The organism is Flavobacterium procerum (assembly GCF_042431625.1).
GTDB lineage: Bacteria > Bacteroidota > Bacteroidia > Flavobacteriales > Flavobacteriaceae > Flavobacterium > Flavobacterium procerum.
Genome location: NZ_JBHLYW010000029.1, coordinates 231,118 through 255,724, shown reverse-complemented (window position 1 = coordinate 255,724; position 24,607 = coordinate 231,118). Strand labels below are relative to the sequence as shown.

24 protein-coding genes are annotated in these 24,607 nt (G+C 34.3%); 12 read left to right on the top strand and 12 right to left on the bottom strand.

Going from position 1 to position 24,607, the window contains the following annotated elements:
• Positions 1-77: 77 nt before the first annotated feature.
• The 7 genes from ACFFLS_RS23825 to ACFFLS_RS23795 form a co-directional block, all read right to left on the bottom strand.
• Positions 78-1,160, bottom strand: coding sequence for an efflux RND transporter periplasmic adaptor subunit (locus tag ACFFLS_RS23825; protein WP_379682915.1), 1,083 nt, complete (start codon positions 1,158-1,160; stop codon positions 78-80).
• A 170-nt stretch (positions 1,161-1,330) separates the two neighbouring features.
• Positions 1,331-1,711 carry a hypothetical protein gene (locus tag ACFFLS_RS23820; protein WP_379682916.1) on the bottom strand — a complete coding sequence of 127 codons (381 nt, stop codon included), beginning with the start codon at positions 1,709-1,711 and terminating at the stop codon, positions 1,331-1,333.
• Positions 1,712-1,865: 154 nt separating this feature from the next.
• The gene (locus tag ACFFLS_RS23815) at positions 1,866-2,270 is read right to left on the bottom strand and encodes a GNAT family N-acetyltransferase (protein WP_379682917.1); all 405 of its coding nucleotides are present in this window, start codon (positions 2,268-2,270) and stop codon (positions 1,866-1,868) included.
• Positions 2,271-2,372: 102 nt separating this feature from the next.
• On the bottom strand, positions 2,373-2,981 hold the full coding sequence (locus tag ACFFLS_RS23810) for a hypothetical protein (protein WP_379682918.1): 609 nt from the start codon (positions 2,979-2,981) through the stop codon (positions 2,373-2,375).
• Positions 2,982-3,130: 149 nt separating this feature from the next.
• Entirely contained in the window at positions 3,131-5,002 is a 1,872-nt protein-coding gene (locus ACFFLS_RS23805; protein WP_379682919.1) for a M1 family metallopeptidase, read from the bottom strand.
• Between the two features lie 232 nt (positions 5,003-5,234).
• Positions 5,235-6,815 (bottom strand): NADP-dependent glyceraldehyde-3-phosphate dehydrogenase, encoded by a 1,581-nt coding sequence (locus tag ACFFLS_RS23800; protein ID WP_379682920.1) that lies wholly within the window; start codon positions 6,813-6,815, stop codon positions 5,235-5,237.
• Between the two features lie 77 nt (positions 6,816-6,892).
• The gene (locus tag ACFFLS_RS23795) at positions 6,893-7,204 is read right to left on the bottom strand and encodes a rhodanese-like domain-containing protein (protein WP_379682921.1); all 312 of its coding nucleotides are present in this window, start codon (positions 7,202-7,204) and stop codon (positions 6,893-6,895) included.
• Between the two features lie 360 nt (positions 7,205-7,564).
• On the opposite strand from ACFFLS_RS23795, the gene ACFFLS_RS23790 reads away from it, so the two are divergent.
• Positions 7,565-8,194 carry a Crp/Fnr family transcriptional regulator gene (locus ACFFLS_RS23790; RefSeq protein WP_379682922.1) on the top strand — a complete coding sequence of 210 codons (630 nt, stop codon included), beginning with the start codon at positions 7,565-7,567 and terminating at the stop codon, positions 8,192-8,194.
• Positions 8,195-8,414: 220 nt separating this feature from the next.
• Positions 8,415-9,200 carry a sulfite exporter TauE/SafE family protein gene (locus ACFFLS_RS23785; RefSeq protein ID WP_379682923.1) on the top strand — a complete coding sequence of 262 codons (786 nt, stop codon included), beginning with the start codon at positions 8,415-8,417 and terminating at the stop codon, positions 9,198-9,200.
• 129 nt (positions 9,201-9,329) lie between these two features.
• On the opposite strand, the gene ACFFLS_RS23780 is transcribed toward ACFFLS_RS23785, so the two are convergent.
• Both ACFFLS_RS23780 and ACFFLS_RS23775 read right to left on the bottom strand, forming a co-directional pair.
• Positions 9,330-9,716 (bottom strand): helix-turn-helix transcriptional regulator, encoded by a 387-nt coding sequence (locus ACFFLS_RS23780; protein WP_379682924.1) that lies wholly within the window; start codon positions 9,714-9,716, stop codon positions 9,330-9,332.
• Between the two features lie 235 nt (positions 9,717-9,951).
• Positions 9,952-10,356 carry a hypothetical protein gene (locus tag ACFFLS_RS23775; RefSeq protein ID WP_379682925.1) on the bottom strand — a complete coding sequence of 135 codons (405 nt, stop codon included), beginning with the start codon at positions 10,354-10,356 and terminating at the stop codon, positions 9,952-9,954.
• A gap of 338 nt (positions 10,357-10,694) precedes the next feature.
• On the opposite strand from ACFFLS_RS23775, the gene ACFFLS_RS23770 reads away from it, so the two are divergent.
• A complete protein-coding gene (locus ACFFLS_RS23770; RefSeq protein WP_379682926.1) occupies positions 10,695-11,246 on the top strand; it encodes a hypothetical protein in 552 nt (183 codons plus the stop codon).
• A 151-nt stretch (positions 11,247-11,397) separates the two neighbouring features.
• Here the strand turns inward: ACFFLS_RS23770 and cydB are convergent, their stop codons facing one another.
• From cydB to ACFFLS_RS23755, 3 genes are all read right to left on the bottom strand, one after another.
• Positions 11,398-12,474: a cytochrome d ubiquinol oxidase subunit II gene (cydB, locus tag ACFFLS_RS23765; protein WP_379682927.1), complete on the bottom strand. Its 1,077-nt coding sequence runs from the start codon at positions 12,472-12,474 to the stop codon at positions 11,398-11,400.
• Between the two features lie 2 nt (positions 12,475-12,476).
• On the bottom strand, positions 12,477-13,823 hold the full coding sequence (locus ACFFLS_RS23760; RefSeq protein ID WP_379682928.1) for a cytochrome ubiquinol oxidase subunit I: 1,347 nt from the start codon (positions 13,821-13,823) through the stop codon (positions 12,477-12,479).
• Positions 13,824-14,178: 355 nt separating this feature from the next.
• Positions 14,179-14,769, bottom strand: a complete 591-nt coding sequence (locus tag ACFFLS_RS23755) for an HD domain-containing protein (protein WP_379682929.1) — start codon at positions 14,767-14,769, stop codon at positions 14,179-14,181.
• A 203-nt stretch (positions 14,770-14,972) separates the two neighbouring features.
• Between ACFFLS_RS23755 and ACFFLS_RS23750 the strand changes: the two genes are divergently transcribed.
• From ACFFLS_RS23750 to ACFFLS_RS23710, 9 genes are all read left to right on the top strand, one after another.
• The gene (locus tag ACFFLS_RS23750; protein WP_379682930.1) at positions 14,973-16,388 is read left to right on the top strand and encodes an MBL fold metallo-hydrolase; all 1,416 of its coding nucleotides are present in this window, start codon (positions 14,973-14,975) and stop codon (positions 16,386-16,388) included.
• Positions 16,389-16,476: 88 nt separating this feature from the next.
• A complete protein-coding gene (locus tag ACFFLS_RS23745) occupies positions 16,477-17,046 on the top strand; it encodes a YeeE/YedE family protein (RefSeq protein ID WP_379682931.1) in 570 nt (189 codons plus the stop codon).
• Positions 17,047-17,056: 10 nt separating this feature from the next.
• A complete protein-coding gene (locus tag ACFFLS_RS23740) occupies positions 17,057-17,536 on the top strand; it encodes a DUF6691 family protein (protein ID WP_379682932.1) in 480 nt (159 codons plus the stop codon).
• A gap of 293 nt (positions 17,537-17,829) precedes the next feature.
• Positions 17,830-19,416 (top strand): glycerol-3-phosphate dehydrogenase/oxidase, encoded by a 1,587-nt coding sequence (locus ACFFLS_RS23735; protein WP_379682933.1) that lies wholly within the window; start codon positions 17,830-17,832, stop codon positions 19,414-19,416.
• 291 nt (positions 19,417-19,707) lie between these two features.
• Positions 19,708-20,166: a MarR family winged helix-turn-helix transcriptional regulator gene (locus tag ACFFLS_RS23730; protein WP_379683391.1), complete on the top strand. Its 459-nt coding sequence runs from the start codon at positions 19,708-19,710 to the stop codon at positions 20,164-20,166.
• Between the two features lie 13 nt (positions 20,167-20,179).
• Positions 20,180-20,812: an NAD(P)H-dependent oxidoreductase gene (locus ACFFLS_RS23725; protein ID WP_379682934.1), complete on the top strand. Its 633-nt coding sequence runs from the start codon at positions 20,180-20,182 to the stop codon at positions 20,810-20,812.
• Between the two features lie 31 nt (positions 20,813-20,843).
• On the top strand, positions 20,844-21,410 hold the full coding sequence (locus tag ACFFLS_RS23720; RefSeq protein WP_379689690.1) for a YceI family protein: 567 nt from the start codon (positions 20,844-20,846) through the stop codon (positions 21,408-21,410).
• A gap of 204 nt (positions 21,411-21,614) precedes the next feature.
• A complete protein-coding gene (locus tag ACFFLS_RS23715) occupies positions 21,615-22,895 on the top strand; it encodes a beta-helix domain-containing protein (RefSeq protein WP_379682935.1) in 1,281 nt (426 codons plus the stop codon).
• A 298-nt stretch (positions 22,896-23,193) separates the two neighbouring features.
• Positions 23,194-24,594 (top strand): anthranilate synthase component I family protein, encoded by a 1,401-nt coding sequence (locus ACFFLS_RS23710; protein ID WP_379682936.1) that lies wholly within the window; start codon positions 23,194-23,196, stop codon positions 24,592-24,594.
• Positions 24,595-24,607 lie beyond the last annotated feature (13 nt).

Below are 24,607 nucleotides of genomic sequence, written 5' to 3'. Positions count from 1 at the left end.
AAAGGAAATTTTTTATAATCATTTCTAAGGCCATGTTCCAAACCTGAAACCTGAAACTTGAAACAATTACCCACAATCTATTCCGCTTTTAAGCGTAAATGATTCATTACTTCTTTAGGAGATTCGTAATCAAATTTTATCTTGTCGTTTTCTTTTACTTTCTGAACGCCTTCCAGTAAAATTTTATCATTTTCTGTAATACCGCTTTTTATCACGTATAAATCAGGGATTTCGCCAGTAATTGTAATTTCTCTCGAAGTAACCTTATTGTTTTTATCTATTACAAAAACATATTTCTTGTCCTGAATTTCGTAAGTCGCTTTTTGTGGAATCAGGATAGCATTTTTAAGAGGAACAATCATTTGAACCTGTCCTGTTTCTCCATTTCTTAAAAGTTTTCCTGAGTTTGGGAATCGGGCTCTGAAAGCGATATTTCCGGTTTCGTTATTGAATTCACTTTCTATAACTTCAACATTCCCTTTTTCTTTAAAAATATCTCCATTAGCCAAAACTAACGACACTTTGTTATCGGCGCGATCTTTGATATTCGTTTCATAACTAATATACTCAGGTTCAGAAACATTGAAATAAGCAAACATCTGACTGTTGTCTGAAAGGCTTGTCAGTAATTCGCCTTCATCTATAAGACTTCCTAATTTTAATGGAATACGGTCAATCGTCCCGTCAAAAGGAGCTCTGATTTCTGTAAATGACAAATGTAGTTTTGCTAATGAAACTTCTGCTTTAGCCGATTGCAGTTTTGCTTGCGCAACACTCAGTTCGTTTTTAGAAACGATATTTTTATCAGCTAATAATTTAGCATTCTGCAATTCGATTTCAGACGATTTTTGTTCTGCCTGAGCTTTTAGCAATTCTGCCTGATACATATTCGGCATAATTCTGAACAATAACTGTCCGGCCTTTACAAACTGTCCTTCATCGACATAGATGTTTTGCAGAAAACCTTTTTCCTGCGCACGCAGTTCGATATTTCGAACGGATTTTATTTGTGAAACATACTCTTTGGTAAACGAAGTGTCGATTTTTACCGGATTGGTAACTGTAAATTTTTCAACTTCTTCTTTCTCTTCTTTTTTAGATGTACAACTGGTTAAGCACACCAAGGCGATAAAGCCTGCGAACAAGACAATTCTTTTCATGATTTTTAATGGAAATTAAGCGATTGAATGCTTGGAATACAGAGATTCCTTTTAGATGGTTTTAGACATCAGCGCCTTGGTCAGACCTTAATTTTCATATAAGGAGAAGTAAAAGTGTACATCACAAGATATGCATGATCGCAACTAGGCAGCCAATGTATACTTGTAAATCAAATTCTTAATACTCGTTGAGTAATGTATAAAGGATTTGAATGCCCAAAGACAGGCGTAGAAAATTTAAAACGATTAGACTCTTTTGATCCAGACTGATCTGAAAGAGCCAGATACAAAGTATCAATCAAACTGTACGAAGCCGCAAAAAACTTATTCGTAAGTCCATCAACATCATCACTTCCAAGAAGATCTTCTTCGATATCAACATCGGCGTCTTCAATTATTGAAGAACCGCGGTCTTGACTTGTAAATTTAACTCGATGTTTTTTATCAATATTTTCATGATGAGAGCCACCAAGAGTATTTGCATTAAGATATTGACCTCCGCCTGACAGAAGCAAATTCATGAATACTAAAAATACTATTAACTTTCTCATTTGGGTGCGAAAGTACTAAAAGATCGGAATAAAAAAAATAAAATAAGAAATCCTTAACAACTAAAAATAAGCGAAAACGTTTTCATTTCCATTTAAATTTAAAACACAAGAACTAATTTTTCAAAAAGAAAATAATCTACTACAAATCAATTATTTACAAAAATATTTCCATTACAGTAAATTCCTGTCCTGCTTTTGAAAAAACGCGATTTGTATCTCGCATGCCGAATTTTTCGTAAAATGATTTTTTATTCGTCCTTGCATTACACCAAACTTTTTTAAGATTGCTGCTTTTGGCAAATTCAAGGATATAATTCATTAATTCTGAAGCTATTCCTTGCCCTTGATAAGACTCCAAAGTTGCTAGTTTTCTAAACTGCATTTCATCGTCATTGATAAAACAAGATACAATAGAAACTAATTTTTCTTCTACAAAAACGCCGAAATGCTGTCCCGAATTGTCTTCTTCCAACTGAACAAATTCAAACGGTTGATCTGGCCACATTACTTCATGGCGAATCTGCCAAGTGTCTGAAGCATTTATTTTTTCAATTTTCATTGGATATTTTTTTTTAGAATTCAAAATTACTTCAATTAAAAACATCAGGTACTTTAAATCATAATAAAAAAGGGAATCTTTTTAAAGATTCCCTTTGTCATTTTAGATTCGTACATAATACCGTTCCAAATTTTCGGCATTGATTTTTTGAATTCCGTTTTCTGTCTTTACAGCCACATTGATAACATGAAGCACGTTTGATTTTTCATTAATCTGACAGTTCCAGATTGTACCGTCTGAAAGGATTATTTCTGAGAATAAGGATACAAGACTGTTTTCGTCGTTGTAAACCAAATTCTCTTTTTTAATCAAGGTTTTGACTTTTGTTTTTTTGTCAACTTCATAAAATAGAATTTCATCTTTGTTGATTTCGATTATTTCGTCAACACCAGACTGATTCTCTACATTTGTTGAAGCCCAAATCGGCTGATCTCCTGATTTTTTCCAAGAACCGATTGCTTGATCTAGAATGTCTTTTCTTAAAATCTCTCTTAAAGTATCCACTTTTTTAATAGCTTCCTGAGCAATCTGATTTTCAGGTTTAATTTTTGCTGCTAAAGAAAATAAGTCAATCGCTTTAACATAGTCAGCTTTTTTGTAATACGAAATAGCTGCCTCGTATTTACCTTTCTGAAACGCAGTTTTAGGGTCGTTCTGCGCAAAAATCTGAAAAGAAAATAAGAGAGCAACAAACATTAATTTGTTTCTCATTGGTAGTAGGTTAATTTGTTTTTTGCAAACCTACATTTTTTATTGACAAATTCTTACTTTTTCAACATAAATATCACCTGTTATAAACAAAAAATCACCTTTTTGTTTAAAAAGGTGATTTTTTTCTCTCAAATGGAATAATCTTATTTTTACTGCCAGCTGTTGTTTTTTGGAGTTGCATCCATAAAAATACCACCGTCAAGCTCTACTTGCTTTATTTTCTTTGTCCCTTTTAGAATTACTTTTGCTGATTTTTGATTTTTCTCCCAAATTCCTGGAGTCTGATGCAGTGTTTCTTTTGAGTTATCTGCATAAGTAATAATTACGTCAAACGGAATTGCAAATCCTCCGATATTTTCAACAGTAATTACTTTACTATCCGAAGAGACACTTTTTACAGCTATATCAAGATAACTATTACTGAAAAACCAGTTATTAAAAAACCAATTCAGATTTTTTCCTGATGCAGTGTTGAATGAATTAAAATAATCCCACGGAATTGGATGTTTTCCATTCCACGTATCCATATAATGGTGCAGCGATTTTTTGAATAAATCGTCTCCTAACAAATCTTTTAATGCCAAATAAGACAATGAAGCCTTTCCGTATGAGTTGTTTCCGTAACCTGCACCCGAAACCTGCGTTGACATTGTAATGATTGGCTGGTCCTGTTCTCCTGAAGGATCGCCGATGTAACTCTTTACTCTAAAATTTTTATAAAATTTATCGGCAGCTTCTTTTCCGTGTTCTGCGATTCCAATCAAATATTCTAAAGTGGTTGCCCATCCTTCATCCATAAAAGCATAACGGGTTTCATTAATTCCCATATAAAAAGGAAAATACGTGTGTGCTACTTCATGATCTTGCACCAATTGCGCAAAAACAGCATCGCCCATTTGCGAATCGTTGCACATCATCGGATATTCCATATCTGCAAATCCCTGAAAAGCCGTCATTTTAGAAAACGGATAAGGAACTCCTGGCCAATTATTAGAAAACCAATCTAAAGCATATTGATTATTTTTAACCGAATTTACAAAATCGGTTCCTTTTACATCGTAAGCCGCTTGAACACTGGCGCGACGATTTGTTTTTTTATCTACCACAACACTGCTCGCATCCCATAAATAGTGATCGCTTAAACCAAAGCAGACATCTGTAATATTTTTAGCTTCAAATTTCCAGACATTCCAATCGTATTGTTTGGTTACAATACCGCTTTTCATTTCCTGTTCGTTTGCGATATGCAGAATTTCGTCTGTTACATAAGATTTTTTCAAGCGTGCAGCAAAATCAGGTTGCAAAACCTCATCAGGATTTAATAAATCACCTGTTGCATAAACCACATAATTTTTGGGTGCTTTTACAGAATATACATAATCATTAAAATCGTTATAAAATTCCTGACGATCAGTATGAGGAAGTTTGTCCCAACCGTTATAGTCGTCATAAACCGAAACGCGTGGGTAACTATAGGCAACAAAAAATGTAGTTTCGTCAATTTGACCTTCTCTTCCGCTTTCTTTAGATAATGGATAATTCCAATCTATATTCAGGGTTGTTTTAGAATGTGGCAAAATTGCTTTCTTGAGTTTTATCGTTCCGACTGTTCCCCATTTTTTTGCATCTTCTTTATAAATTTCGTTATCGATTTTTAATGAAGTTATTGTAAGACCTTCACTTAAAAAATCATTACTTACACTACCACCACGAGGAGAAGAAGGTTTATGAAGATTATTGACAAATCGGATGACAATAGTTTTTAAAGTATCATTACTATTGTTGTGGTAAATAATACTTTCTGAACCGTTTACCATTCTCGTTTTGGGTTCTACGGCAATTTCCATATTGTATTTCCCGTGATTCTGCCAATAATTTTTTCCTGGCTTTCCGTCTTTAGAACGTGTTTCTTTTGCGTATGCCGCTTTAATATTTCTGGGCATATAAAGTTCTTGTGCAAAATTATTTTGGGCAGAAAGAACAAATGCTATTAGTATAATTTGCAAAAATCTCTTTTTCATAAATGATTCTTAGGTCTTTAAATTGTTTTTGTATGATAAGACTGCTGCCTTAAAGCAATGTTACAAATTTAATTATTAATTTTTAACGGCTGCTAGTTGATCGTTTATTGTTTGTAACTAACATGACTAACAGCTAAAAATCTTAACATCTCAGAATCTCAGTATCTTCCAAAAAAAACCGCCTGAATCAAAAGAAACAGACGGTATCTATAATAATATATAACCTTGATGTCTACAAAATGTAATCGGTATTAATGAAATTTGATTCTTTGCTGTTTAGCAATTCCTGCAGAATCTCATTATTGTAATCGATATCTTTTGAAGCTACGAAAGTACGGATTGAAAAAGATCGCAATGCATCTGGAATACTTAAAGTTCCTACTGCCGAATCTTTACGTCCTGTAAATGGGAAAGCATCTGGACCTCTTTGGCAAGAACTGTTGAGGTTTACGCGACATACTAAATTTACCAAAGCATCGATAAGCGGTGCAAGTGTTTTAATGTCTTTGCCAAACAAACTTACCTGTTGTCCGTAATTTGATTCGGCCATATCTATTAATGGCTCTTTAATATCTTTGAACGAAAGAACTGGAACAACTGGCCCAAACTGTTCTTCGTGGTAAACACGCATTTCCTTGTTTACCGGATACAAAACTGCTGGAAAAATATAATTGTCTGTATGTTTCCCTCCTTTTTCGTTTAGGATTTCTGCTCCTTTTGAAGTCGCATCATCAATCAATCCTTGTATGTATTTTGGTTTGTCAGATTCTGGAAGCGGTGTTAACGAAGCTCCTTTTTCCCAAGGATTTCCAAACTGCAATGAATCTACTTTTTCAGAAAAACGTCGGTTGAATTCTTCTCTTATTGATTCATGAACATACAACACCTTTAATGCCGTACAGCGTTGTCCGTTAAAAGACAAACTTCCAGTAATGCATTCCTGAATAGCCAAATCTAAATCGGCATCTGGAAGAATAATCGCAGGGTTTTTGGCTTCTAAACCTAAAATCAGACGCAATCTGTTTTTGTTCGGGTGCTGATCTTGTAAAGCAATCGCCGATTTACTATTTCCAATTAAGGCAAGAACATCAATTTTTCCAGATTTCATGATTGGTGAAGCTACTTCACGGCCTCTTCCGTAAACAATGTTGATTACCCCTTTTGGGAAACTGCTTCTGAAAGCTTCTAATAATGGTGAAATACATAAAACCCCATGTTTAGCAGGTTTGAAAATCACAGTATTCCCCATAATCAATGCCGGAATCAGCAATGAAAAAGTTTCGTTAAGCGGATAATTGTAAGGTCCAAGACACAAAACCACTCCAAGAGGTCCACGGCGAATCATTGCGTTTACACCCTGTACTTTTTCAAAATGCGAACTACGTCCGTTTAATTCTTTATAGCTAGCAATAGTGTCGTAAATATATTCTACCGTTCTGTCAAATTCTTTTTGAGAATCACCCAATGATTTTCCGATTTCCCACATTAGATATTTTACTACCTCTTCGCGGGTTTCTTTCATCTGTTTCACAAAATTTTCCATGCTTTTAATACGGTCAGCAACTTTCATGGTCGGCCATAATCCTTGTCCCATGTCGTAGGCAGCAGTTGCGGCTTCAACAACTTCGGCCGCTTCTTTTTCTGCCATAAAAGGAATTGACCCTAATAAGGTCGGCGAATATTTTTCTGTTGAGGAAATAGTAGAAAACACAGGTGTGGTTTGCCCTGTCCATTGTTTCAATTCTCCATTTACAAGATAAGTATCTTGGTTTATCAGCGTATTGATCTGATATTCTTCTGGTATAAAACTCATAATTTGGTTATTTAATAGGTCTGGTAATTCTATTTTCAAAAGAAAAAAGAGGCTACTTCTGCCTCTTTTTTATGTTTTTATGGTTGTACGGTTTCGCCTTCCCAATCCAGGATACCACCAAGCAGATTATAGGCATTTTCTATACCCAATTCATTCATAATCTGGCAGGCTTTCGCACTTCTGGCTCCAGAACGGCAGTAAACGTAGTAGTTTTTATTTTTGTCTAATTCTTCGATTTCATAAATAAAACCTTGTCCTTTATGAATATCAATATTTATGGCATTCTCAATGTAGCCGTCATTAAATTCGTCTGCGGTTCTTACGTCAAGTATAACTGCATTTTCGTCAGCATTAAGCTGCGCTACCCAATCTTCTTGTGATAAATTCATAATAAATGTGTTTTTGTAAAATTACGACGTTTCTATTTACAAAAAACGCCTCAAATGCGATTTCGATTATTATTCTCAGAAAACGTTTTAGAGAAAGCATTATAATCAGTGAATTACAAATTTAGTTACTATTTTTAAAATTATAGTCTATAAATTCGATAGAAAATAGGATTTTTTCATTTGCATAAAATTAATCTAAAATCTATTCTTTTGACAATTAATCCCATTTCAAACTATTATCTTTGCAAACAATTACAACATTCAATTCGATTTTGATAAAAACATCTTTTTCGAATTCTAAAAAACTACACGAATTAATTCGCGGAAAGCAAGTAGAATTCAAAGCAAAAAAACGACCAAATGCAGCATTCATTAAAAACCATTTTCCCTAATTTCTCCAACGAACTTATCGCTGCAGTTGAAGAAAATGGAACTCCTCAAGATTTTAAGGCCGGAACAATTTTAATGCGTACGGGACAATACATCAAAAACACCGTTCTGATTACAAAAGGTAGAATCAAAATCTATCGCGAAGGCGAAGATGGAGGCGAATTTTTGATGTATTATCTACAACCCGGACAAGCCTGTGCCATTTCGATGATTTGTACCGCAAAAAGCGAAAAAAGCCAGATTATGGCAAAAGTTGTCGAAGATGTTTCCGTAATGATGATTCCGCTACAGATGATGGACAAATGGATGATGGAACACCGTTCTTGGTACGAATTTGTTATAGAAACTTACCGAAATCGTTTTGAAGAAGTTTTAGAAGTAGTCGACAATATCGCTTTTCGTTCGATGGACGAAAGACTGGAATTCTACCTAAAAAGACATTCTGATGCCTGTGGTTGTTCTGAAGTGAATTTATCCCATCAGGAAATTGCTGCCGAACTGAATACTTCACGAGAAGTGGTCTCGCGTTTACTCAAAAAAATGGAACAACGAGGCCTCGTAAAACTCAACAGAAACCAAATTGAATTACTTAAACACTAAATTCAATTAAACCATTAAGATATTAAGCTATTTAAGTTTTGCTTTCTTTTTTATATTAATAAATGTAATTAAGCTTTATTTTTCTTAATGCTTCTAAAGGAAATTTAGTACTGTTACTTAATTATCTTAATGTCTTAATGGTAAAACTATTTAAGTCTTCTGTGATAAATGTTACTGTAGGTTTGTAATTTCTGAAGCAATTTTGCCTAAAAGATTACAAATGGAAATCGCAGGTTATTTAGCATCAATCATTATTGGAATCACGCTTGGCTTGATCGGCGGAGGCGGCTCGATTTTGACCATTCCGATTTTGGTCTATTTGTTTAAAGTAAACCCAGATCAGGCTACTTCTTATTCTTTATTTATTGTTGGATTAACCGCTATGTCTGGCAGTTACAGCCATTACAAAATGGGGAATTTAAAACTAAAATCTGCTTTGTATTTTGCTCTTCCGTCAGTTATTTCAATTTTGATAATCCGCGAAGTCATTTTTCCTAAAATTGCCTCAACCTTATTTTCTGTTGCTTCGTATACAGTATCAAAGGATTTTTTAATCATGATCATCTTTTCAGTCTTAATGATTACAGCTGCCTTTTCGATGATACGGAAAAACCAGCCGGAAATAAAATCTGCACAAACCAATTATCTGCAACTTAGCCTTATTGGTTTTCTAGTCGGAATCGTAACAGGATTTCTTGGTGCTGGAGGGGGGTTTTTAATTATTCCTGCATTGCTTTTCTTCGCCAATCTACCAATGAAACAAGCAGTTGGAACTTCATTATTAATCATCAGTATTAATTCGGCTATTGGTTTTGCCGGCGATTTATACATTGGCACACCCATAAACTACACTTTTTTACTAAGCGTTTCTGCAATGGCTTTTATCGGAATGTTTATCGGAAGCAGGCTTTCTACAAAAATAGACGGCACAAAACTAAAGCCTCTTTTTGGCTGGTTTGTACTCGTTATGGGATTTTATATTATTGCGAAAGAAGTCTTATTTTAGATTTTAATATTCTCACTAATTGCGCGTTAGTGTAAATTTTTAAATATTTTGAATTTAGTTTCACTTGTAGAGTAATCTTTGTCAAAGCTTTTAAACTTTGACAAAGATGAAACTAAAATCAAGTTGAGCTTACAACTCACCAAACCTGTTTTTATAACGACCAAGCTCGATTTCAGTCTGGCTAAGAAGTTTTTCTAATAATTGAATCTTATCTTCGTACAGTTCTTTTAAAACTGAAGTGTTTTCTGTGTTAATCAAAATACTGCCATTATTATTACCAGTAACCCTATTAAAATTGTTAAAGTATCTATGGTAATCAAAACTGATAATATCTTCTACGCTTACGTCTAAGATTTTTCCTATTTCTACTAGTTTTTCATAACTCAAAGACGTCTTTCCTTTTTCTATTTTACTGTAACCTGCCTGAGTTACACCTAGTTTCTCTGCCATATATTCTTGAGTGTAATTCTTTAACTCTCTAATGCTTTTAATTTTGTTTTTAATTGTTGCGGCCATATAAAATCTGATTTGGGGTCATGTATAGTTAAAACAGCCAGCTGTTCATTTTTTTAACAGCATAACTATACCTATTTTTTGGGAATTCTAAGTTACTTTATCGAGATGAATAAAGTGGTATTTTATTATTTTTTTCGCATGGTAATAACAAAACCATATACAAACGCCGCCATTATGAAAATGAAGTCGTAGCGCGGGATTCCGAATGTAAACATGATTGTTTTTTTTCTTAAATCTATGCCGTTTTTTTAATATTCTGATTAAACTGGAGTTCCAAAAAAGAGTCAATCTGTTTACCAATCAATAGACGATCATTTGATGCAATTTTTATCCTTTTTTCGTTATCATAAACATCTTTTATCATAACCAGATATACAAATTCATCTGTATGGTAAAATCTTGCAATTACGAGAATCGTATAGCATAAAACTGCCGGAATTATATAATACAAATCACTAACATTTGTAAAAATCATAAAGTAATAAGTAATTGCTGTAACGGCGGCAAAAGCGGTATTCTCTAGATAAAACATTTTTTTTCTCCGAACCAGTCCTAGTTCTTTGATTTCATCAAAATGATAATGCCACTGTTTCGATTTGAAGCGAAAGGTAATCTTGTCGGAAGTGAGTGTAATGAACATAATTAATCTGCGTGTAATACTAAAGTTAGGGATTATAAGCAAGAAATCCTCTTTAGGAATATTCTTAGTTTCGCAATATTAGGCAATATGTTCTTTTTTTTCCTACAATTAAAATTATAGAATATAACTGTGAGTTGTAATTAAATCTTTACATAAAAATTAATCATGTTTTGAGTGTTTCCTACAACCATGTTATGTATTTTATTTCATACATCAATTTCTTAATCAAACATTAACTAAATGATTATCAAAACATAAACAAATATTTTTTAAGTATTGAAAAATTATTCTTTCACTGGCATTAAGTTTGATTTGCATAGGTCTTTAACAATTTCGGCATGAAAAAAACTACTTTAATCACAATCTTACTTTCTATTTCCTTTTTCTGTAATAGCCAGATTATTTACAAATCGAACAACTATAATGATACTGAAATTGAAGTCGAATCTGGTTCAGACAGACCTTATTATAGAAAAGATGTATTTGGAAATACAATAATTGAAGATTCTTATGGACAAGCTGTAGTGATTTTAAAAAAAGATATTTTCGACAATATCATCATTACAGATTTAAAGGGAAAAACAATAGCAAGACAAAAAAAAGACATTTTTGATAATGTTATAATAGAGGATGGAAATACTCAAATTATAGTCAAACAAAAAAAAGACATCTTTGACAACATTGAAGTCGTTGGAAAAAAAAATCAGGTTTTGGCAAAACAAAAAAAAGATTTTCACGGAAACATTGCAATTGTCGATAAAGACGATAAAATTATATCTTATCGACAAGATGATATTTATGGAGTTATAGTAATCGAGAGAGAAAATGATAGAGCAATATATCTTAAAAACTGGCAGATTTATGGAAAAATGAAGGTCTTTTTCGACTAAAAAAAAATAATTACTTGAAGCTTAATTCAGACTCGAATCAATTTTAAATATTTGCATAAAAAAAACCTCCAGCAAAAACTGGAGGCAATTGATATAATTTCTATACAGATATTGATTTGTGAAAATTTGTGCAATTAGTGGCAAAACAAAATCAATGTTCTCCATATCCAATATCATCCATTTTCCCACTGAAAACACGATATTGAATAATAAAATACACAATTACTAAGGCCAAAGCGATAAAAAACCAGCTCATTCCGGCAGATAATCCGTATTCGTGAGCGGCGGTATTATAAATTGTCAAAGACGGATTTACTTTATTCGTTGAAGGCAAAACATTCGGAAAAATGGAAACGGCTGTTGATGCAAATCCGCCGACTAAAAATAAGGTTGAAAATACAAAACCATGACCATCTTTTTTAAAGGAACGAACTTTAAACAATCCCAAAATTCCGACAAAGGTCATTAAAGGAAAAAACCAAAGAATCGGGTTTTCAACAAAATTATGAAATGGCTTTGGTTCTATAAAATGCCAAATCTGAAGTGAAATACAAACCAAAACCAGCAAAACAATATTCAAAGCAAAAACCACTTTTTTCAATTTCGGATTCAGTGACGAATTTGTTTTATAAATAATCCAGTTTGCACCGTGAATGGTCAAAGACACAACACTAACAACACCGAGAAAAAGCGTAAACCAGTCAATAATTCCCAATTCATTTGCTTGCGGACTAAAAGTCGGATTCCATAAAGGCAGAAAAAAATAATGTGCTTCTTGTGTTGAAACGCCATTTTGAACCATTCCGAGATTAACACCGCGAACGATATTCCCTAATGCAATTCCGAAGAAAAGTGCCAAAAGCAAGCTTGCAATTCCGAACGCTTTATCCCAAATACTTTCCCACATAGGATTATGAATCTGTCCACGCATCTCGAGTCCGATGGCGCGAAAAATCAAAAGCCATAAAATCATGATCAACGGAAGGTAAAATCCGCTAAAAGAAGAAGCGTATAAAGTCGGAAAAGCAAAAAACAAAACACCTCCGGCCGCAATCAGCCAAACTTCATTGGCATCCCAAAACGGACCAATAGCATTTGTGATTGCTTTTTTGTCTTTTTCTGTATCAGCAAAAAATAAATGAATAATTCCTGCACCAAAATCATAACCGTCTAAAACCAGATAAACGGCCAAAATTCCCATTAAAACTACGTACCAAAAAAATTCCATACTTATATTTTTTCTGTTGAAAGTTCCACATGATGAGGTCCTTTATTGATAATTTTCCCAACCAAAAGTAAAAACAGCATTCCCAGCAAAAGATACAAACCGATAAATCCAAGCAAGGTAAACAATGTATTTCCTGAAGAAACTGTTGGCGAAGCTCCTGCTGCTGTTCGTAATAAATTGTAAACCAACCAAGGCTGTCTTCCTAATTCGGCCGTGTACCAACCTGTTGTATTGGCAATGTACGGAAACGGCATCATGAACATTAATGACCAAAGAATCCATTTGGTTTCAAATAATTTCCCTCTGATCAATTGGAAAAGCGAAATCACCATTAAACCAATAAAAACCGTTCCGAGACCTACCATAATATGATACGCATAATACAATCCAGAAATATTTGTCGGATGAAGATCTTCTTCAAACTGGTCTAAACCTTTTATTTCCTGATCCCAATTTCCATAAGTCAAGAAACTTAGAATATTTGGAACCGCAATTTTATTATCCAGCTTTTTGTCTTTCACATCGGGTTGACCGATTAAAACAATTTCGGAACCTTTTTTTTCGGTATGAAAAATTCCTTCCATTGCCGCAAATGTTACAGGCTGATATTTCACAACATTCTTCGCAGCTAAATCTCCCGTTGGAACGGCCACGATAACGCTAGAAATCAATCCGAAGATTACACCTGTTTTAAGGAACAATTTTCCAAAAGAAACATTCTTCTGACTTAAAATATAGAAAGCACCGATTCCGGCAACAACAAAAGAACTCGTTACCAGAGAAGCGGCCTGATTGTGTAGATAAGACGGCCATAGCCATGGATTTAAGAATAACGCCTGAAAATTGTTCAATACAAATTTTCCGTTTTCTAAGATTTCGTAACCAACAGGATTCTGCATCCACGAATGTGTAGCAATAATTAAAAATCCGCTAGCCCAAGAACCAATCATAATTAACAATCCGGTTACAAAATGCCATTTATGTCCGAGGAGTTTTTCTCCAAATAAAAATAATCCGAGAAAAGAAGATTCGAGAAAGAAAGAAAACATTCCTTCCATTGCCAGTGTCTGACCAATAATTCCTCCTGTTAATTCGGAGAATTTTGCCCAGTTGGTTCCAAACTGAAATTCCATCGGAATTCCGGTTACAACACCCATTGCAAAATTCAGGGCAAAAATCTTCATCCAGAAATGGGTGGCGTGATTGTATTGTTCGTCTTTAGTTTTTAGATATTTCCACTTGAAGTAAACGATAATGAGCGAAAGACCCATTGTAAGTTGTGGAAAAAGGTAATGAAAAGTAATGGTGAACGCGAACTGCATTCGGTCATAAAAGAGCATTTCTTCCATAAGTGGTAATTTGTTTATGAAGTTCCACAAATTTAACCATTACAACCCGAATTAACGCCCTTTAAAAAAAGTTTATCGCTTGATATTTGTTAAACTTTTCAACAATTTTATAAAAGTTTGTCATTTCGATCGTAGGGAGAAATCACACTAGAAATTCGACAAAGATTGGTGATATACGTTGCGGAATTCCGTGTGTGATTTCTCCCTACGATCGAAATGACAATATTATGTATAGATTTACGTGATAAAACATAGCCCGCGGTTTCAACCGCGGGAAACGTATCGTAATTATGCATGAGTTCCTGCGGTTGAAACCGCAGGCTATATTTGATTTTGATTGCGTGGTTATTATTGGTTATTTCTCTAAAATTCCTTTTACTACACTTTCATTAATCAACCCCTCGGCATAATTCCATAAAGTTGCTGAGCCGTTTTTTATGACGCTTTTCTTTTCGTAGACTTTATCATATTTGACTCCAAACTCTTTCCATGTTCCGCCGTTATTAGAAGTATTTTGCAATAATGGTTCCAATCTGTCCATTGATTTGGCAAATTTCGCTTCGTTAGTTTCGCCAGCTTCAAATTCTTCCCAAATGCTGATAAATTCTTCTTTTTGTTTTTCAGGAAGCAAACCAAAAATTCTGTTGGCTGCTAAACGCTCTTCATCGGTATTGCTGTGATTTTTTGCAGTATCATAAATAAAAACATCTCCTGCATCAATTTCTACAATATCATGAATCAAAACCATTTTTACCACTTTCAAAACATCAATCGAAACATTAGAATGCTCTGCGAGAACGATGGCCATTAAAGCCAAATGCCAGCTATGTTCTGCATCATTTTCGCATCGGTCGCTGTTAAACAATTTCGTTTTGCGCTGAATGTATTTTACCTTATCAATTTCTTTTATAAAAGCAATTTGATCCAATAAGTCCTGTGTGTTCATTTTATTTTTGTTTTGAAATGACATTCGTCATATGCAAAATTAAAGCTTAAAGCGTAATTGCAGTACTTTAAAATTAATTAATCCAAGACATATGATAAAATCCATATTATTTTACACAAAAACCTAATTTCTGTAACATTAGTCACCTATTTTTTTAAAAAACAAAGTTACCTTTGTATCCCATCATTTTTATAATACCTATCATGAAAATAGAACAAATTTACACCGGATGCCTTGCGCAAGGTGCATATTATATCACTTCAAATGGCGAAGCGGCCATTATTGATCCGCTTAGAGAAACACAGCCTTACTTAGATCGTTTGGAACGTGACGGAGTTAAACTGAAATATATTTTTGAAACCCATTTTCACGCAGATTTCGTTTCTGGACATGTTGATTTAAGTAAAGAAACTGGAGCACCAATCGTTTACGGTCCAAATGCTGTTTGCGAATTTGATTGTGTGTCTGCAACTGATGGACAAGAATTTAAGCTCGGAAAAGTAACTATTAAAGTTTTGCACACTCCTGGACATACTATGGAAAGCACTACTTTTTTATTAATTGACGAAAACGGAAAAGATCATGCGATTTTCTCCGGAGATACTTTATTTATAGGCGATGTTGGACGTCCAGATTTGGCTCAAAAAGCATCTGGAATGACTCAAGACCAACTGGCTGGAATTTTATATCATTCGCTGAGAGATAAAATCATGACGCTTGCAGATGATGTAATCGTATATCCTGCGCATGGTGCGGGAAGTGCTTGTGGAAAAAATATGAGCAAAGAAACCGTTTCTACTATCGGGAATCAAAAAGCGACAAATTATGCTTTGCGTGCTGATATGACCGAAGCCGAATTTATCAAAGAAGTTACAGATGGCTTGTTGCCTCCTCCAGCTTATTTCAGCATGAATGTTGCCATGAACAAACAAGGTTACGAAAGTTTTGAAACCGTTTTGCATAACGGAATGAAAGCGATAAATGCAAAAGAATTTGAAGTTGTTGCTGAAGAAACTGGAGCGCTGATTTTAGATACAAGAAGTGCTGCTGATTTCAGCAAAGGATTTATTCCGCAGTCTATCAATATCGGAATCAATGGTGATTTTGCACCATGGGTTGGGACTTTGATCGCCAATGTAAAACAACCAATTATTTTGGTTACCGCAGTTGGTATGGAAGAAGAAACCGTAACTCGTTTAAGCCGTGTTGGTTTTGATACTATAATCGGACATTTGGAAGGCGGTTTTGATGCTTGGCAAAATGCAGGTTTTGAAGTTGATACCGTAAATAGAATTACTGTAGACCAATTTGCCAGTGAATTTAAATTTGGCGAAGATAAAGTTGTTGACATTCGTAAAGAAACAGAATACGAAGCTGAACATATTGATGATGCTTACAGCAAGCCTTTGGCCTACATTAATGACTGGGTAAAAGACATTAATCCAAACGAACACTTTTATTTGCATTGTGCAGGAGGTTATCGAAGTATGATTGCCGCTTCTATCCTTCAAGCAAGAGGTTTCAGAAATTTTTCTGAAATAGAAGGCGGTTTTGGAGCTATCTCTAAAACCGAAGTTCCAAAATCAGATTTTGTTTGTCAGAGCAAAGTATTAAAATAACTTAAAGATACAGAGATTCAAAGTTACAAAGGGACAAAGTTTTTTCCCTTTGAACCTCTGTCCCTATGAACCTTTGAACCTAAAAAAAATGAGTTTACTAGAAATCATCAAAGAACCCTGGCCTTGGTATGTTGCAGGTCCGTTAATTGGATTAACCGTTCCAATTTTATTAATTATTGGAAATAAATCTTTCGGGATTAGTTCTTCATTGCGTCATATTTGTGCGGCTTGTATTCCGGCAAATATTTCGTTTTTTAAGTACGATTGGAAAAAAGAAAGTTGGAATTTATTCTTTGTTTTCGGAATATTTCTTGGTGGCGTAATAGCTGCTTATCTGCTTTCTAATCCAAATCCAGTTGAGATTGCTCCAGAATTATCAGATAAATTGGCAACTTACGGAATCACAGACCACAGTGGCCTAGTTCCTGTTGAGTTATTTTCGTGGGAAAGCTTATTTACGCTTCGCGGTTTCATTATGATGGTTGTGGGCGGATTTTTGGTTGGTTTCGGAACTCGTTATGCCGGTGGATGTACCAGCGGACACGCAATTATGGGATTATCAAATCTGCAGTGGCCATCATTAGTAGCCACAATCTGCTTTATGGTTGGTGGTTTTGTAATGTCTCTTTTGATTTTACCTTATATTCTTTCACTTTAAAATTTGTAAAATGAGTAATCTAGAAAATAAAAATACAGACAGCGAAGGAATCAACGCAAGCCATAAAAAAGAAACAGCATTCGCAAATCTTAAATATTTAATTGTCGGCATCTTTTTTGGAATTTTATTCGTAAAAGCCGAAATCATCAGCTGGTTTCGTATACAGGAAATGTTTCACCTCGAATCATTTCATATGTACGGCGTGATTGGATGTGCAGTGGCGGTTGGCTTAATATCAGTACAATTGATTAAAAAATTCAATATCAAAACCCTTGATGGTGAGAAAATAGAAATCCAACCAAAGACATTTAGCAAAGGACAAATCTACGGTGGATTGATGTTTGGTTTCGGATGGGCAATTACTGGAGCTTGTCCAGGACCGCTTTTCGCTCAGATCGGAACTGGAGCAACTGTTATTGTGGTTACCTTAGTAAGTGCTATTTTTGGAACTTGGGTTTATGGTTTGATAAAAGATAAACTGCCACACTAAAAATTTGTTTCAAGTTTTGCTTGTTTCAAGTTTTATGTTGATTTAACCGCAAAGCACGCAAAGACAAACAAAGTTCGCAAAGCTTATTTATAAAGCTTTGCGAACTTTGCATTTTATAAAAGCCATAATTGCAAAGAAACTTGCGTCCTTGCGTTTAATATGTTCAAAGTTAATAAGCTTGAAACATGAAACCTGAAACAATTAAAAAACTAGATTTCTTTCTTCATCAATTTTTAATTTCCTTTTGTTAAGTTTGTTTTAAACAAATATACCCCATAAAAGCAGCGTAAAATATGAACCGTTCAGAGCAGTTATCCAGATTAGAGAATACAGAAAATTGGGACGTAATAATTATAGGCGGAGGTGCAAGTGGTCTCGGAACCGCCATTGACGCTGCAAACCGAGGTTATAAAGCCATTTTGCTAGAAGCAGTAGATTTTGCAAAAGGAACTTCTAGCAGAAGTACTAAACTGATTCATGGCGGTGTTCGTTATCTTGAACAAGGAAATGTCCATTTGGTTCGAGAAGCGTTAAAAGAAAGAGGTCTATTAGCACAGAACGCAAATCATTTAGTCAAAAACCAAGCGTTTGTTATTCCGAATTATCATTGGTTGAGTGGTTATATCTACACAATCGGATTAAAGATTTACGATTTATTGTCTGGTTGTCTGAGTTTAGGAAGTTCAAAATATCTTTCAAAAAAGAAAACTATCGAACTGCTTCCAAACGTAGAAAAAAACGGATTAGTAAATGGCGTTATTTATCAGGATGGTCAATTTGATGATTCTCGTCTAGCCATAAATTTGGCTCAGACTGCTGTCGAAAACGGCGCTTGTCTTTTAAACTATGCAAAAGTTGTCAATCTAGTAAAAGACGATAACAATCAAGTAATTGGTGTTCAGGCAATCGATCAAGAAAACGGAAAAACGTATGATTTGAAAAGTGCTGTTGTAATCAATGCAACGGGCGTTTTTACCAATGCCATCATGAAACTTAATGATAAAGTTTATAAAAAATACATTGTTCCGAGTCAGGGAATTCATTTGGTATTTGATAAATCGTTTTTGCCTGGCGAAAATGCTCTAATGATTCCTAAAACAAAAGACGGAAGAGTTTTGTTTGCAGTTCCGTGGCATAATCGTGTTGTGGTTGGAACGACCGATACCCTAATTAAAAAACAAAGTTTAGAGCCAATTGCTTTAGAAAGCGAAATTGAATTTGTTTTGGAAACTGCTCAACGCTTTTTGACCAAAAAACCGACAAGAGAAGATGTACTTTCTGTTTTTGCTGGATTACGTCCGTTGGCTGCACCTAAAGAAGAAGGCAAAAGCACAAAAGAAGTTTCGAGAAGTCATAAAATCATCGTTTCAGAAACTGGGTTAATTACGATTACTGGAGGAAAATGGACAACTTACCGAAAAATTGCTGAAGATATTATTGACAAAGCAATCAAAACAGGCAAATTGCCTAAAAAAGAATGTCACACGGAACATCTTTCTATTCATGGAAACAAAACAACTACTTCTACAGATAGAGAAAATCACCTTTATATATACGGTTCTGATATTTTTAAAATAATCGAACTTCAAGAAAACGAACCTGAATTAAAAGAAAAATTGCATCCTAATCACGAATTCACGTTGGCAGAAGTTGTTTGGGCAGTTCGTTACGAAATGGCGCGAACGATCGACGATATCTTGGCAAGACGTGTTCGATTACTGTTTTTAGATGCGAGAGCCGCAACTGAAGTCGCAGAAAAAACAGCAAGAGTAATTGCCAAAGAATTAGGTTATGATGAAAATTGGATAATCAAAGAAATCTCGAACTTTAAAGCGATTTCTCAAGGATTTTTTCTCTCAGAATTCAGAAAATCTTCCTAATTAACTCAACAACAGAGCTCATATCGGCAATCTCTCCTATTTATTGTTAAGAAATTCACCTTACAAAAACTTCAAGCCAAATAAAAACGACCAACACACCTTCTAAACTTTAATTTTACATTAAATTACATTATATCAGATATTTAAATAATAAAATTAAGTAACTTTATTCTCGTTCTAAAATCCTATTTGGAAACAGATATTTAGTATTAACAAAAATTTAACATGACATTTGTATATACAACTATTAAAAGTTCTACATTTGTATATACAAATTATACACTTACGACTATGACAATTGAAGAAGTTATTAAGAGTACGGTTAAGATGGATAATGCGAAAAAAGTTATTCTGAATATCATGTACACACAGAATGTGATTCAAGATCATTTCAACGAGTTAATCAAACCGTATGATTTGTCTGGAGAACAATATAACGTGTTGCGTATATTAAGAGGGCAAAAAGGAAATCCGGCCAATATGTGCGTGATACAAGAAAGAATGCTGGCAAAAACAAGCAATACGACACGATTGGTAGACAAATTATTGTTGAAGGATTTTGTTACAAGAAACGTTTGTCCGGACAACCGAAGAAAAATCGAAGTCCTGATTACACAAAAAGGATTAGATGTTTTAGAAGAATTAGATCCTAAAATAGATGAGCACGAACGTGCATTTGCTGATAATTTAAAACCAGAAGAATTAGTCTTTCTAAATCAGTTATTAGAAAAATACAGAACCAATAAATAAAGTAACATACACTATGAGCAATTTCTTAGAAAATCAAAATTGGAGATATGCAACCAAACAATTTGATGCTTCAAAAAAGATATCAGATGCAGATTTCAACACTTTAAAAGAAGCTGTTAGATTAAGCGCTTCTTCATACGGATTACAACCTTACAAAGTAATCATTGTCGAAAATGCCGAATTAAGAGAAAAATTGAAAGCTGCGGCTTGGGGACAAACTCAAATTACAGATGCTTCTCACCTATTTATTTTTGCAAATGATTTAAACCTTGACACTGTTTCTGTCGATAAATATATTGAGAATATCAGTAAAACAAGAGGTGTTCCTGTTGATGCTTTAGGCGGATTCAGCGATATGATGAAAGGTGTGGTAACCAATTTATCTGCCGAAGCAAAACACATCTGGACAGCAAAACAAACTTATTTAGCTTTAGGGAACTTACTAAATGCAGCTGCCGAATTAAAAATCGACGCTACTCCAATGGAAGGTTTCAATGCGGCTTCTTTCAACGAAATTTTAGGTCTTGACAAATTAGGCCTAAACGCTTCAGTAATCGCAACAGTTGGTTACAGACATGACGAAGACAAGTCACAACACCTAAAAAAAGTTAGAAAATCTAGCGAAGAATTATTTATCACTCTATAATTATTATTAATCCAAAATCAATTTTAACAAAATGAAAAATTTTAAAACATTTGCAATAGCATTATTCGTAGCAGTGGCTAGCGTTTCAGTAAACGCACAAACTAAAAAAATCGACGTAAAAGCATCTACTATCAAATGGGTAGGTAAAAAAGTAACTGGAGAGCACTCTGGAACTGTAAACTTTAAAGATGGAGCTGTAGTTTTCAAAGGAAAAAAATTAACTGGAGGAAGCTTTACAGTAGATATGACATCATTGACTGCAACAGATTTAACTGGAGAGTACCAAACAAAATTGAATGGTCACTTAAAAGCTGACGATTTCTTTGGAACTGACAAATACCCAACTGCAAAATTAGTTTTCAAAACTATTGGTGCAAAATCTACTGATGTTTACACTGTAACTGCAGATTTAACTATCAAAGGAATCACTAAACCAGTAACTTTTGACATCACAGTTAGCGGAAACACTGCAACAAGTGCATTCAAAATTGACAGAACTAAATACGACATCAAATACGGTTCTGGTAGTTTCTTCGAAGGTTTAGGAGACAAAACTATCAACGACGAATTTGAAGTGGCTGTATCTATAAAATTCTAATATTAGAAGCTTACTAGTTCATAAATTCAATAAACCCCAATAGTTTAGGCTATTGGGGTTTATTTTTTGCATAGTTTTCAAAAAAATAACACATTTAACACCTACATAACATATTGGTAATAATCAACAGGGTTTTGATTAACATAAGGGGGCTAATTTTGGGTCAATTAAAAAATCAAAAACTAGAAATTAAAAATCATAGTTATGAAAAAAAAAGTACAAGTTATTCTTATTATCTTAATTAACAGCCTATTTCTACACGCCCAACAACAGCCAAAAGGAATTATTGGAACCACTAACTGGCTTAACAACTGGACCAATTTTAAACCTGCCGCTAACGAATATAACGAAGCCACAAATATAATTGCCGGAACTATCGAAAAAGACACTAAACTGGTTAAACGCAATACTTATCAGTTGGTCGGCGTAGTTTATGTTACCAATAATGCTACTTTAACAATCGAACCCGGAACTGTCATTCGTGGAGACGATAAAACCTGCGGCACACTCGTAATTACAAACGGTTCTAAAATTATTGCAGAAGGACTGGAAACAGATCCTATCATTTTTACTTCAAACAAAGAAAAAACAGAAAGAAAACCAGGTGATTGGGGCGGTATTATCATTATGGGCAAAGCTCCAATAAATACTCTAGGAGGTTTGCTAACATTACCTTTTGATCTAGAACCAGCCTTAAACCACTATGGAGGCCAAGATGCCGAAGATTATTCAGGAATACTAAAATATATTCGAATTGAATATGCAGGAAGAAAATTAAGCGCGCAGAAAGAACTAAACGGACTTTCTCTAGCTGGTGTAGGCAAAAAGACGTTGGTAAGTCATGTACAAATCAGTTTTTCAAATGATGATTCTTTCGAATGTTACGGTGGAAATCTGAATATGAATAATTTAATTTCGTACAGAACGACAGATGACGACTTTGATTTTACGCAAGGCGCTCAAATTAATCTTACCAATAGTATTGCAATTCGTCATCCGTTTTCTTCGGATATTTCAGGATCTAGATGTTTTGAGGTCGATTCGTACGAAAAAATTGCTAATACCGATATGACGAAACCGTTGACCAAAATAAACGCATCAAATATTACATTGATCAACTTGGAAGAAAACAATCAAGGATTGGTAAGAGAATCGGTTTATGTGAAAGAAAATACGTTTTTCAGCCTTACAAACAGTGTAGTTTCTGGATTCACTCCTTTTGTTTTATTGGAAGGAAGCATCGGAAACGGAGAAGCAAATCTTTCGAAAATCACTTTAAAAAATGTGGTTGCCAATAATTGCGCTGGCGAAATAAGCAGCGAATCGACAAGCAACGATCCAGGACTAAAAAGCTACTACAGCAATCCGGATTTTGGCGTTCAATTCACAAAAATGAAAAATAATGAGCTATTTGCTCTGCCAAATATCAAAGTAAATCCAGATTTTAGATTGAATGTAAACAACACGATAGCCATTGGTAATTAAGCTTTTGAAAACATTCTAAACTCTAAAATTTAACAAAATTGAAAATTTAGAATAGATTTTTTTTAAATTTTATGTACTCTATTTAAAATTACATTTATATCTTTGCTTCAACAATAAAACAAATGAGAACAATTTTAAACAATACTTGGTGGTGGAGTAATTTACGTCAGACGTCGTGAACGAAGCTTCCTATGGTATTGTAAAAACTATAAATATAAAAGGCTTGTCATCACGACAAGCCTTTTTTTTTGGACTAAAATTGAAATAACAAAAACAATAAAAATAAAATCTATTTACTTTGAAACCTTTTATACTCAACACACATTACAAACAAATTCTGGCAGATACTATTACGCCAGTAAGTATTTATTTTAAAATAAGAGATAAATTCCCAAACAGTCTATTGCTGGAAAGCAGTGATTATCACGGAAATGACAACAGTTTTTCTTATATCTGTTGTAATCCTATTGCGACAATAAAAATTGAAAACGAAGTAATCTCAAAAACTTTTCCCGACGGAATTTCAGAAACCATTTCGATTGATGCTTCAACGAATATTCCTGAGGTAATTCAGCAGTTTTCTGCTAAATTCCAATCAGAGAAAAATGATTTCAAATTCATTAATAACGGATTATTCGGTTACATTTCTTATGATGCCGTTCGTTATTTTGAGAAAGTTTCGATTGCAAAAAAAGACAATGCCACTTCAATTCCAGATGTGTTTTATGCAGTTTATCAAAACATCATTGCCATCAACCACTTTAAGAACGAAGCGTATATTTTCTGCCATAGCGTAGACGGAAAAAATAATATTGCCGAAATCGAGCAATTGCTGCAATCAAGAAACATTGCATCTTATAAATTTACCAAAGAAGGTGAAGGATTTTCAAACTTAACAGACGAAGAATTCAAGCATAATGTTGCTTTAGCCAAAAAACATTGTTTCCGTGGAGATGTTTTCCAATTGGTTTTATCACGTCGTTTTACACAAGGTTTTAAAGGTGACGAATTCAACGTTTACCGCGCTTTAAGAAGCATTAATCCATCTCCGTATTTATTCTTTTTTGATTATGGAGATTTCAAAATATTCGGTTCTTCGCCAGAAGCACAAATTATCGTAAAAAACAGAAAAGCCGAAATTCACCCAATCGCAGGAACTTTCAAGAGAACCGGAAACGACGAACGCGACGCGCTTTTGGCCAAAGAACTTTCTGAGGACAAAAAAGAAAACAGCGAACACGTAATGTTGGTTGATTTGGCGAGAAACGACTTAAGCCGCAACGGACACGATGTAAATGTTGAAAAATACAGAGAAGTTCAATTTTTCTCTCACGTAATTCACCTAGTTTCAAAAGTTACAGGTCATTTGCATGAAAAAGCCACAACCATGCAGGTAGTTGCCGACACTTTTCCGGCCGGAACATTAAGCGGTGCGCCTAAACACAGAGCAATGCAACTAATTGAAGATTACGAAAAAACCAATCGTAATTTCTACGGAGGAGCAATTGGTTTTATGGATTTTAGCGGAAATTTCAACCATGCCATCATGATTCGAACTTTCCTTTCTAAAAACCATCAATTGCATTGTCAAGCCGGTGCCGGAATCGTAGCAAGTTCTGATGAAGAAAGCGAAATGCAGGAAGTTTACAATAAATTAAGAGCATTGAATACGGCGCTGGAAATGGCAGAAAAAATATAGTTTCAAGTTATTG